The organism is Faecalitalea cylindroides (genome assembly GCF_028321995.1).
GTDB lineage: Bacteria > Bacillota_I > Bacilli_A > Erysipelotrichales > Erysipelotrichaceae > Faecalitalea > Faecalitalea cylindroides.
Map to the genome: position 1 here is coordinate 17,743 of NZ_JAQLXG010000010.1, position 11,227 is coordinate 28,969.

Below are 11,227 nucleotides of genomic sequence, written 5' to 3' on the forward strand. Positions count from 1 at the left end.
AGGTTTTTGGGTTCAATATAACACCTTTTCAACTGTATTGTATGAGGATGGGACTTTAATGATTGAACAAAGATCTTTAAACAAATGGATAAGTCAATCCAATCATGGAAGTATCGTGAAAGAATATCCATCTTTTAAAAAACATGGATATGATTTTTTGAGTTATGGAACCAAAGAGCCTTTATGGTATGACAAAAGGGAAGATATTACTTCTGTTCAAGTGGCAACACCGATATCGCCATCTATTACGGCTTATTGGTTTTATGGCTTGAGAAATGTAGAGGATATTGATGTTTCTAATATTGATACATCTAGAACAGAGAATATGGCATATATGTTTTCTAAAGCTGGATATGACGTAAAAAACTTTAAGGTAACTGGTTTGTCGGATTGGAACACATCCAATGTAACGGATATGCAGTGGATGTTTCGAGCAGCTGGAGCGAATGCCGATTCCTTTGTTTTAGATAAAGGATTGGATCATTGGGATACTTCCAATGTACGAATTATGGTCTATATGTTTGATGCGGCTGGTGAAAATGCAAAGACATGGAAAATTGGTGATTTATCTAATTGGGATACATCAAGTTTAATTGCCTGCAGTGATATGTTTACAGTTTATGGCGAACTGAACCCAAATATAGATAAAAAGGTTTATTCATGGTATGAAGAATTTTTAGAAGAAGCTATTAAAAATGCAAGAGAACTTGGATTAAATTAAGAATAACCAATGCGATTTACTTAATAATTAACCCTTATATATCTAACAATTTCGGCTTGAAAAAAGCTCAAAAATGCGATTAATAAAGTGTTTTTGGGCTTTTATAAATAGAAGTACCATCTTTCATAAAATATCGTTTCTTGTTCGTGTGATAAAATAATGATAAAACTAAGATAAATAAGGAGGAGCGATGATGATACAGATTAGACCAGTTTCAGATTTGAGAAATAAATTTCCAGAAATAGAAAACCTTGTTAATGAAGGACAACCTGTGTATTTAACCAAAAATGGGTATGGAGCCATGGTTGTCATGAGCTTGGAAGAATATGCTCGGCTTATCGATAATGTGGAGATGAAATTAGATGAAGCAGATAGGATAGCAGCAACAACTAAAGAAAGATTAAGTCATGATGATGTGTTTAAAAAAGTAAGAAGTGTGATTCATGAAGAATGAAAAATATAAATTGCGATATTTACCTTTGTTTGAACAGGATTTGATACAAACTATTAGTTATATTACAAATTACTAAAAAATACTGACGCAGCAGAAAAGCTTGTGAATGATGTAGAAGACGCAATACAGGAACGCTTAGAATACCCTTTAGCTTTTGAACCATTTCCTTCAAAGAAGAGGGACTATCCATATTATCGAATATATATATACGAAATTATGTAATATATTTTGTTGTTATAGGGGATGTAATGGAAGTCAGAAGATTTCTCTATGGAGCAAGAGATACAAATCGGTATTTATAAAATGAATTGATGAAAAACGTAAATAAACTCGGATTAAATTAAGAAAACCAAGCTTGATTAAGTGTTGAAAGAAAAGGTTGGTTGGGTTAATATAATAGGGCGAAAGGGTGAATAAAAGAATGAAAAAAACACGTACACGTTTTGCACCAAGTCCTACTGGATATATGCATATCGGTAACTTGAGAACAGCGTTATTTGAATATTTGATTGCGAAACATGATGGAGGAGATTTTATCCTTCGAATTGAAGATACCGACCAGGAAAGACAAGTGGAAGGTGCTGTTGATGTTATATATGACACAATGAAAACTTGTGGTCTAAACTGGGATGAAGGACCAGATATCGGTGGAGAACATGGGCCTTACATTCAAAGTGAAAGACTTCCTATGTATAAAGGGTATGCCGAAGAGTTGGTTAAGTTAGGTGGCGCACATTACTGCTTCTGTTCAGAAGAAGAAATTGAAGCACAGCGTAAAGAAGCAGAAAGCTTGGGAATTTCTTTCAAGTTCAATGATCCTTGTAAACATTTAAGCAAAGAAGAAATTCAGGAAAAATTAGATGCGAAAGAACCTTATGTTATTCGTCAGACAATCAATGAAGTAGGAGAAACTTCTTTTGACGATATGGTATATGGGCACATTGAATTTGATGGAGATTTATTGGATGAGCAGATCTTGATCAAATCTGATGGATTTCCAACTTATAACTTTGCCAATATCATTGATGATCACCAGATGGAGATCTCACATGTTGTTCGTGGAAATGAATATTTATCCAGCACGCCTAAATATAATTTGATTTATGATGCTTATGGATGGCAAAGACCAACATATGTACATGTACCTCCTGTTATGAAAGATGAACATCATAAATTATCAAAACGTAATGGGGATGCCTCTTTCCAGGATCTTGTAAAGAAAGGGTATTTGCCAGAGGCAATCATCAACTACATTGCCTTATTAGGATGGGCTCCAGAAACAGAGCAGGAAATCTATACAATGGATGAACTAATCAAGGTCTTTAACATTGAACGTATTTCTAAGAGTCCAGCTATTTTTGATATCGACAAATTAACTTGGATGAATGGTATGTATCTAAGAAATATGGATGAAGAAACATATTTTGAAACGGTAAGACCATATTTGGAAGAAGGAATTCATTCAGATATCGATCTAAAAGAAGTTGCTAAGATCATTCAACCAAGAATCGATCGTCTAGATCAAATCGTTGAAAGCGTTGATTTCTTCGATACATTGGTTGATTATGATTTAGAGATGTATCGTCATAAGAAGATGAAGACGACAAAAGAAATTGCGTTAAAATCTTTGAAGGCAGTTTATGAAACTTTATCTACATTTGATAACTGGGCGGATCAACAAGCAGTACATGATGTTTTATTGGCTTTACCAGCACAGTTAGAAATGAAAAATGGTCAAGTGTTATGGCCAGTTCGTACGGCATTGACAGGTAAACAATTTACTCCAGGAGGTGCCATTGAAATTGCACATATTCTTGGAAAAGAAGAAAGTTTACGTCGTATTCAGATCGGTATCGATCGTCTTGAACAAGCATTAAGTGAACCGGCAGAATAATTCTGGCGGTTCTTTTTCAAAAAAGGAGGTATGAGGCATGGAATGGTTAATACGCACAGGAACAACTTTGTTGATTGTTGCGGTTGGTTTTGTTTTAGGGCCAATCTTAAAAAAGGGAATCATCAAGCTATCTAAAAATGCTTCCGACAAAGGGGCTTTAACCTTTATTGGATCCGGTGTTTCTTTATTGACAAAGATAGCTGGTATCATCATTGCCTTATCTCAATTAGGTGTGAATACCAATGTCATCGTTGGAGCTTTCTCGGCTGCCGGTCTAGGAATTTCCTTGGCATTAAAAGACAATATGGCCAATGTTGCCGGAGGGATGCAGATCTTATTTACACGTCCTTTTATGGTGGGGGATTATATTTCGGTGGAAAACAAAGAAGGTACGGTCGTTCGCATTGAATTGATGTTTACCGTCGTTAAAACGCCTTCGGCGCAAGAGATTATCGTTCCAAACTCTTTAATAGTACAGGAGATCATCATCAACTATTCTCGTGATGAGTATCGCCGTATTTCGCTTCAATTTCCTGTCAGCATTTCAACAGATGTTCAGGCATTGCGTGAGATCTGTATTGATATCTTAAAGAAGGATTCTAGTGTGATCATGGAAAAACCGTATGAAGTGATCATTGATAGAATGGATGAAAGATCAATTTGGATGGGTGTTTATTGTTGGACAAAATTTGATGAATATTGGGATACATATCATAGGATTTATGATGCGATACAAAAAAACAGATTCACACAGACGATTGAACCGCCTTATGAATCTGTACAGATCTTAGATAAGCGCTAGATCTTTGAACGCATTATAGATTCCATTATCCGTTATGCTGGTCGTAATTAGATCAGCTTTTTCTTTTACTTGAATGCTGGCATTTCCCATGGCTACTGAGATGGCGGCCTTTTCAAACATACAAAGATCGTTATGACCATCTCCAATGGCAATTGTATCTTTGTCATCCATTTTGTAATAATCAATCAAGACTTCCATACCGGTTGCCTTTGTGATTCGCTTGGAAGAAATCTCGCCGCTTTCTTTTCCTAAGGGAGCAAATGTCGCTGGAATGACATCTAAGACAGGGCTTAGATCTTCATACACTTTTTGATACGGTGTCCTGCTTTCAAGGAAACTGATTTTATTGATTGGGTGTTCATGTAAATCATTGACCACATGTACTTGATGGTACAAGGTGTATAGACCATGCATCTTGCGTTGTTCATCATCCAGGTGTCTACATTGGATCTCCAGCAATTCTTTTAAGCGATCTTTCGTTTTCTGGGTCGCAAAAATACCAACACTGCTTTCATAGAGAGCTGGAATTTGGTGATCATTCAAAAAGTTATATACTGTATTAAATTCGAATTCATCAAAGGTTTTTTCAACGATTTGTTTGCCATGTACAAAAATAGAAGCTCCGCTTCCGGCAATGATGCCATCGTAGTCAATCTTGGTTAAATCGCCAAAGATCTCAACTTTTTGCCTTCCGGTGCATAAACAAATTTTATGCCCATTCTTTTGGGCATGATTACAGGCGTCTAAGGCGCTTCTTGGTATGTATCCACTATGATGAAACAGAGTTCCATCAGCATCTAAAAAAACGATTTTCATTTATGTCTCCTGTTCTAGATTTTTGACAAGATTTATTTTACAATATTTTTATGAATATATATAGTTATTTTCAACGAGTTGAACGCAATATTCAAGGAGTTCCTTCTAAACATACTGGTTTATATAATGAGACGATCAATCAAACGAAACTTGCTAATTTATCTAAGACATCAAGCTATGAGATCATAAGCTGGGCAAGTGATCTTTTGCAGGATGATAACAATGAGTTTACAGGCTTTAAAGAAGAAATGAAAAAACGGGTCAATGAAAAGAAAGAACATTTCTGGTTTCGTGAATTTTTAGATTTTCCTTTATATCTTTTTATTTATATCACATGTTTAAATGTGCTCTATGATATGATTGGAAATGGATTTCAATCGTTTATGGTTTTGATTACACCGGGCTTTTTGATTCAGATCATTGGTGTATATGTATCCATTAAGTTATTGTTGTTGTTTTTGATCAAACAGCCGGATCGTTCAACGCTTGTTTTTTGGCTGGGATTAGCTTTTTTATTTTTTATCTACATGCTTAGCAACTATGCTTTGCGAGCCTTTGATATGGTTATATTTACAATGCCATTATGGTTGTGGCTGATCGTACAGATTGTTTTATTAGTAGGAAGTTATTATTATATAAAAAAAGAGGATTTGATTTAGTTTTTGGGAGAATTTGATTATGGATAAGATCGTAATTTTGATATTGGTGGCAGCTTTAGGAATTATCTTTGCCCTAGTGCCATCAAGGACATATAATATACTGACAAAAACATTGAGCTTTGATAAAAAAGGAATACGTTATATACGAAGAAGACATGATAAAGTTGACGCATTGGCAAATCTTTTTTTGTTCATCGGACTTATTTTTTCGGTTTTCTATTTTGTTCTTCCTTTTTATTCGCTGATCTATGCTGTATTTTTAATCTTTAGTTTTTTATGTGTTTTAGGGCAGGCGAATCGCGTGTTAAAGAAAAAGAATAGAACAGTGTACAGAATTGTAATTTATGGTTTATATCTAATGGCGTGTATAGGATTAGTTAGTGCGTCAGGTATGTTAAATAACCATGTTGCGGATATGTTGGTTATTACATTCAGAACAGATTTATTTGCGGGAAATGTTTTTGATATTTTCTATCTTTTGACCAACCATAGTATTATCGTTTATATCTTGCAGGGAATTCTTTTCTTTATTCCTGTTTACTGCATGTGGTCACAATTTAAATATATGCGTTTGGAAAATACTTATAAAGCAATGAATATCCTTACCTATGCTATTAAGGTGTTATTTATTTGTATAGTGATGATATTTCTTGCGGTTGAAGGCTTTGACTTTATCAATTTTGTCTATCAAGTTGAATATAAAGAGGCTTAGCCTTTTTTTTTGTATCTTTTCGATGTAAAATTGAAACAATGAAAGAAGGATGAATATGATCAAAGAAAGATTAATGAAATTACGAGAAGAAATGAATAAAGAAGGAATGCAGGCTTATATCATTCCTACAAGTGATTTTCATGAAACGGAATACGTCAGTGAATATTTTGCGGCTAGAAAGTATATGTCTGGCTTTACTGGAAGTGCCGGTGTATTGGTTGTTCTTTTGGATAAGGCAGGACTATGGACGGATGGTCGTTATTTTATCCAGGCTGCAAATCAATTGGCAGGCAGTGGTATCGATTTGATGAAACAGGGACAGGAAGATACGCCTTCCATTGAAGAATATATCGTTACCAATTTAACGCAGGGATCTGTTGTTGGGTTTGATGGAAGAGTCATGAATGTAAATGATGCCAACAAGTATAAACAAGCATTTATGATGCATGATATCAAAATGGTAACAGACAAAGATTTAGTTGGAAGAATCTGGGATGATCGTCCAGCTTTACCTTGTACAGAAACCTTCCATTATGATGAAAAATATGCAGGAAAATCAATTTCTGAAAAACTAACACAAGTAAGAGAAGCTATGAAAGGATACAACTGTCGTTCTCATATCGTAACAAAGATTGATGAGATTGCCTGGTTGTATAATCTAAGAGCACATGATGTTCCACATTTTCCAGTGGCTTTGGCTTATACGATCATCAAAGAAAATGATGCGATGATCTATATTGATGCCTCTAGACTTGATGAAGAATCTAAAACTTTATTTGCCCAGAATCATATTCAAGTGAAAGACTATGAAGCGATTTATGAAGATGTTAAGACTTTAGAAGGACCTGTTTTGGTGGATGGCAATTTTGTAAACTCTAAGATCGTTTACAGCTTGAATACAGAAATCGTTTATGCCCAGGATCCAATTGTGCTTTTAAAGGCCATGAAGAATGAAACAGAATTAGCGAATACACGCAATGCCCATATTAAAGATGGAGTTGCCTGCACAAAATTCATGTATTGGTTGATGCAGAATGTAAACAATGGAATCAGTGAAATGAGTGCCCAGGAAAAATTGCAGGAACTTCGTAAAGAACAGGCAGATTATCTAGAAGATAGCTTCAATACAATTTGTGCATATAAAGAACATGCAGCTATGATGCACTACAGCTCTAATGAAGAAACAAATGTAGAATTAAAGCCAGAAGGAATGTTGCTGGTTGATAGTGGTGGACAATATTTGGATGGTACAACGGATATCACACGTACTTTTGTGCTTGGTTCAATTACTGAAGAAGAGAAAAAATGGTTTACCTTGGCTTTAAAAGGGCATATTCGTTTGGAAAAAGCAAATTTCTTGTATGGCTGCCGTGGTTTGAACTTAGATATTCTAGCACGTGGACCACTATGGGATCTTGATATGGATTATCAATGTGGAACAGGCCATGGTGTGGGTCATTTATCAAATGTACATGAAGCACCAAATGGATTTAGATGGAAGATCGTCCCAGAACGCAATGATTCCTGTGTGTTAGAAGAAGGCATGATCACATCCAATGAACCAGGAGTTTATGTAGAAGGTGAATTTGGTATTCGCCATGAAAATGAAATGGTCGTTGTCAAAGGAAATAAGAACTTCTATGGCCAATTCATGCATTTTGAAACATTGACATTTGTTCCATTTGATCGCAAAGGAATTGATAAGAGTTTATTGTCTGAAGATGAACTTGCATGGTTGAATGACTATCATGCTTCTGTATATGAAAAGATTTCTCCTTTCTTGACAAATGAAGAAGCAGAATGGTTAAAAGAAGCTTGTAGACCTTTATAATGAAAGAAAGAATGATTGAAACAGAGTGTCCTTTTTGTGGACACTCCTTCTATATAAAACGAGATACTTTGATCATAACGACAATGTCGCCACTTGCGGTTGAACGTTTGTTGGATCGGACGTATTTTTCTCATCTTTGTTCAAGGTGTCATAAACTGTTTTACTTAACCTATCCTTTGATGGTGAGAAATCCCAAAAAACGATACAGCTTGTTGTTGACAGAACAAAAAGATGTATCAGGTTTTGATCCAGAAGAAAGAGTTGTCGTGGTAAAGAATGTGCCACAATTTTATTTGGCGTTTCACTTGTTGGAAAACGATCTAAACTTTAAGGTCGTTTTAAACAAAAAGAAACGCATTGAGGATAAGTATAAGAAAATGATCTGGTTTGATGGATATGATGATAAGAACCATTGTTTATGGTTTGATGTCGATGGTGAAAACAAAGCGGTTCTTCTTTCAAAAGAAGAAGAAAAAAATATCCATATAGTGTATAATCAAGCTGTGTGAAAGAGAGGGTCTTTATGAAGATATTAGTTACAGGTGGTGCTGGGTATATCGGCAGCCATACGTGTGTTGAATTGTTGAATGAAGGATACGAAGTCGTTATTGTAGATAATCTATATAATTCGAATCAAAAAGCTGTGGATCGAATTGAACAGATCACACAGAAAAAAGTAACGTTCTATCAGAATGATATATTGGATCGAGAAGCTTTGGATCAAATCTTTACCAAAGAAAACGTAGATGCAGTCATTCATTTTGCGGGTTTAAAAGCGGTAGGAGAATCCGTAAGAAAGCCAATCGAATATTATACAAACAATATTCAGGGAACGCTGATTTTGACAGATGTTATGCGTAAACACAATGTTAAGAATATCATTTTCTCATCCAGCGCAACAGTGTATGGAAATCCAGCTATGATTCCAATTACAGAAGAATGTCCAAAAGGGGTCTGTACGAATCCTTATGGTTGGACAAAATGGATGTTGGAACAGATCTTAACAGATATTCATACAGCGGATCCAGAATGGAATGTAATGTTGTTACGTTATTTTAATCCAATTGGAGCTCATGAAAGTGGCTTGATTGGTGAGGATCCTAAAGGAATTCCAAATAACTTATTACCATATGTAGCTCAAGTTGCGATCGGAAAACTTGAATGTGTTGGTGTCTTTGGAGATGATTATGATACACCAGATGGAACCGGTGTTCGTGATTATATTCATGTTGTTGACTTGGCAAAAGGCCATGTCAAAGCTTTAAATAAGATAAAAGAAAAAGCCGGTGTAAAGGTTTATAATCTAGGTACTGGAAATGGCTACAGCGTTTTAGATGTCATTCATGCCTTTGAAAAAGCCTGTGGACATGAGATTCCATATCAAATCAAACCACGTCGTGAAGGCGATATTGCGACATGTTATTCTAAATGTGACCTTGCCAAAGAAGAACTTGGCTGGCAGGCACAATATAATTTGGATGATATGTGTGCTTCAAGCTGGAAGTGGCAGACCATGAATCCAAATGGATATAATGATTAGATCATCTTCGGATGGTCTTTTTATTTTACTTTTAGAACAGCCCTTTTTATAATGGATACTAGGAGGATCTTTTTATATGAAACTAAAAAATAAAGTCGCTCTCATTACAGGAGCATCTAAAGGAATCGGAGAAGGTATTGCCGAAGTCTTTGCCAAAGAGGGGGCCAATCTTATTCTATGTGCACGAAGCGCATCCACAAAACAAATTGCCGATACATTGGCTGAAAAATATAATATCAAGGCATTTTATGTAAACTGCGATGTAACAAAAAAAGCGGATTGTCAAAATGCAGTCGATAAGGGGATGGAAACATTTGGTCAGATCGATATTCTTGTATCCAATGCTGGTGTCTGCAAGTTAGGAAATTTCTTGGAAACAGATGATAATGATCGTGATTTTCATTTTAATGTAAACATCAATGGTTGCTGGAATATTTCTCAGGCTGTATTACCGGGTATGGTCAAACAAAAACATGGTGCTATCGTTATCATGTCCAGTGTAACCGGGTATATGGTTGCTGATCCTGGTGAAGCTGCCTACGCGACAAGTAAAGCGGCTTTAATTGGTTTAACTCGTGCTTTGGCACGTGAATTTGCCGAAGAGGGTATTCGTGTTAATGCAATTTGCCCAGGCTATGTCGATACGCCAATGGCGCAAAGCATTGCCGTGCAATCAGATGCATCCAACCCAGAATCTGTTAAAGCAGGCATTGCCGGAGCGACTCCATTAAAACGTCTGGCAACTCCTCAGGAAATTGGTGATCTTGCCGCATTCTTGGCAAGTGATGAGAGTCGTTATATTACGGGCACGCAAGTTGTCATTGATGGAGGCAGCACGCTTCCAGAAACAATCAGTGTAGGAGTTTAAGATGAAACTAATATCTTGGAACGTAAATGGGATTCGAGCTGTTTTAAATAAGGGATTTGTGGATATCTTGAATACTTTGGATGCAGATATCTTCTGTATTCAGGAAACAAAAGCTCAGCCAGATCAAATCGAAGTTGATTGTGATCTATATCCATATCAGTATATCAACAGTGCCCAAAGAAAAGGGTATAGTGGAACGATGATCTTTTCTAAGATCGAACCTTTATCAGTCCATTATGGAATCGATATTCCTGAACACGATACAGAAGGTCGTGTGATCACACTTGAATTTGATTCATATTATGTTATCACTGTGTATACACCGAATTCTGGAGATGGTTTAAAACGTTTAGAATATCGTATGGAATGGGATAAAGCTTTTTCTAACTATATTCAAAGTCTGGATAAACCTGTTTTATTAACAGGGGACCTAAATGTTGCCAATGAAGAAATTGATATCAAAAATCCTAAGACTAATCGTCGAAATGCGGGATTTACTGATGAAGAACGAGACAGTTTTAAAAAGAATCTTTTGACGATCTTAAAAGATTCCTATCGTACTTTGTATCCAGACAAAGTTGAATATTCCTGGTGGAGTTATCGTTTTAAAGCACGTGAAAAGAACGCCGGCTGGAGAATTGATTATTGGCTTGTTTCTGAAGAATTGATGCCGAAGGTTAAAGATTCTAAGATTTTGACCGATATCTATGGAAGTGATCATTGCCCAGTTCAATTGGAAATTGAATTGTAATAATTTACACTCTTTTACATTTGTGAAAATAATTTACATTTTTTCTTGACATTAATTTTCTTTTCGTGTATTCTACCACTATATTCAAAAACTCAGTGAAGAAGAGAGTAGTCATAAGGCGTAAAAGAAGCGAGCTGATGATGGTGAAAGATCAGCATACAAATTATGGTGAACCGCAC

At 35.8% G+C, this 11,227-nt stretch carries 12 protein-coding genes; 11 read left to right on the plus strand and 1 reads right to left on the minus strand.

What is annotated here, in order from left to right; genetic code table 11:
* Positions 1–58 precede the first annotated feature (58 nt).
* The 4 genes from PND65_RS06435 to PND65_RS06450 all read left to right on the plus strand — a co-directional run bounded on the left by PND65_RS06435 (position 59) and on the right by PND65_RS06450 (position 3,871).
* Positions 59–721, plus strand: a complete 663-nt coding sequence (locus PND65_RS06435) for a BspA family leucine-rich repeat surface protein (protein WP_195375767.1) — start codon at positions 59–61, stop codon at positions 719–721.
* 193 nt (positions 722–914) lie between these two features.
* Positions 915–1,175 (plus strand): type II toxin-antitoxin system prevent-host-death family antitoxin, encoded by a 261-nt coding sequence (locus PND65_RS06440; RefSeq protein ID WP_022356446.1) that lies wholly within the window; start codon positions 915–917, stop codon positions 1,173–1,175.
* A 421-nt stretch (positions 1,176–1,596) separates the two neighbouring features.
* Positions 1,597–3,069, plus strand: a complete 1,473-nt coding sequence (gene gltX, locus PND65_RS06445; RefSeq protein WP_204713236.1) for a glutamate--tRNA ligase — start codon at positions 1,597–1,599, stop codon at positions 3,067–3,069.
* 37 nt (positions 3,070–3,106) lie between these two features.
* Positions 3,107–3,871 (plus strand): mechanosensitive ion channel family protein, encoded by a 765-nt coding sequence (locus PND65_RS06450; protein ID WP_271991043.1) that lies wholly within the window; start codon positions 3,107–3,109, stop codon positions 3,869–3,871.
* Here the strand turns inward: PND65_RS06450 and PND65_RS06455 are convergent.
* Positions 3,857–4,687 (minus strand): Cof-type HAD-IIB family hydrolase, encoded by an 831-nt coding sequence (locus PND65_RS06455; protein ID WP_271991040.1) that lies wholly within the window; start codon positions 4,685–4,687, stop codon positions 3,857–3,859. The two genes, PND65_RS06450 and PND65_RS06455, sit on opposite strands and share 15 nt — an antisense overlap.
* A 50-nt stretch (positions 4,688–4,737) precedes the next feature.
* Between PND65_RS06455 and PND65_RS06460 the strand changes: the two genes are divergently transcribed.
* The 7 genes from PND65_RS06460 to PND65_RS06490 all read left to right on the plus strand — a co-directional run bounded on the left by PND65_RS06460 (position 4,738) and on the right by PND65_RS06490 (position 11,048).
* Positions 4,738–5,346, plus strand: coding sequence for a hypothetical protein (locus PND65_RS06460; RefSeq protein WP_087320681.1), 609 nt, complete (start codon positions 4,738–4,740; stop codon positions 5,344–5,346).
* A gap of 19 nt (positions 5,347–5,365) precedes the next feature.
* Complete coding sequence (locus PND65_RS06465; protein WP_271991038.1) at positions 5,366–6,058, plus strand: hypothetical protein; 693 nt, start codon at positions 5,366–5,368, stop codon at positions 6,056–6,058.
* Positions 6,059–6,113: 55 nt separating this feature from the next.
* Positions 6,114–7,889: an aminopeptidase P family protein gene (locus PND65_RS06470; RefSeq protein ID WP_408611313.1), complete on the plus strand. Its 1,776-nt coding sequence runs from the start codon at positions 6,114–6,116 to the stop codon at positions 7,887–7,889.
* Complete coding sequence (locus PND65_RS06475) at positions 7,889–8,398, plus strand: CpXC domain-containing protein (protein ID WP_015536063.1); 510 nt, start codon at positions 7,889–7,891, stop codon at positions 8,396–8,398. Before PND65_RS06470 ends, PND65_RS06475 begins: the two co-directional genes overlap by 1 nt.
* A 14-nt stretch (positions 8,399–8,412) precedes the next feature.
* Positions 8,413–9,429: a UDP-glucose 4-epimerase GalE gene (galE, locus tag PND65_RS06480; protein ID WP_087320695.1), complete on the plus strand. Its 1,017-nt coding sequence runs from the start codon at positions 8,413–8,415 to the stop codon at positions 9,427–9,429.
* Positions 9,430–9,505: 76 nt separating this feature from the next.
* Positions 9,506–10,297: an SDR family oxidoreductase UcpA gene (ucpA, locus tag PND65_RS06485; protein WP_271991033.1), complete on the plus strand. Its 792-nt coding sequence runs from the start codon at positions 9,506–9,508 to the stop codon at positions 10,295–10,297.
* 1 nt (position 10,298) lies between these two features.
* Positions 10,299–11,048 carry an exodeoxyribonuclease III gene (locus PND65_RS06490; protein ID WP_271991031.1) on the plus strand — a complete coding sequence of 250 codons (750 nt, stop codon included), beginning with the start codon at positions 10,299–10,301 and terminating at the stop codon, positions 11,046–11,048.
* The last annotated feature ends 179 nt before the right edge of the window (positions 11,049–11,227 follow it).

Coding starts and splice junctions, on each gene's coding strand:
- PND65_RS06435 (WP_195375767.1), top strand. CDS start 59: ATGATTGAACAAAGATCTTTAAACAAATGGATAAGTCAATCCAATCAT.
- PND65_RS06440 (WP_022356446.1), top strand. CDS start 915: ATGATACAGATTAGACCAGTTTCAGATTTGAGAAATAAATTTCCAGAA.
- gltX (WP_204713236.1), top strand. CDS start 1,597: ATGAAAAAAACACGTACACGTTTTGCACCAAGTCCTACTGGATATATG.
- PND65_RS06450 (WP_271991043.1), top strand. CDS start 3,107: ATGGAATGGTTAATACGCACAGGAACAACTTTGTTGATTGTTGCGGTT.
- PND65_RS06455 (WP_271991040.1), bottom strand. CDS start 4,687: ATGAAAATCGTTTTTTTAGATGCTGATGGAACTCTGTTTCATCATAGT.
- PND65_RS06460 (WP_087320681.1), top strand. CDS start 4,738: ATGAATATATATAGTTATTTTCAACGAGTTGAACGCAATATTCAAGGA.
- PND65_RS06465 (WP_271991038.1), top strand. CDS start 5,366: ATGGATAAGATCGTAATTTTGATATTGGTGGCAGCTTTAGGAATTATC.
- PND65_RS06470 (WP_408611313.1), top strand. CDS start 6,114: ATGATCAAAGAAAGATTAATGAAATTACGAGAAGAAATGAATAAAGAA.
- PND65_RS06475 (WP_015536063.1), top strand. CDS start 7,889: ATGAAAGAAAGAATGATTGAAACAGAGTGTCCTTTTTGTGGACACTCC.
- galE (WP_087320695.1), top strand. CDS start 8,413: ATGAAGATATTAGTTACAGGTGGTGCTGGGTATATCGGCAGCCATACG.
- ucpA (WP_271991033.1), top strand. CDS start 9,506: ATGAAACTAAAAAATAAAGTCGCTCTCATTACAGGAGCATCTAAAGGA.
- PND65_RS06490 (WP_271991031.1), top strand. CDS start 10,299: ATGAAACTAATATCTTGGAACGTAAATGGGATTCGAGCTGTTTTAAAT.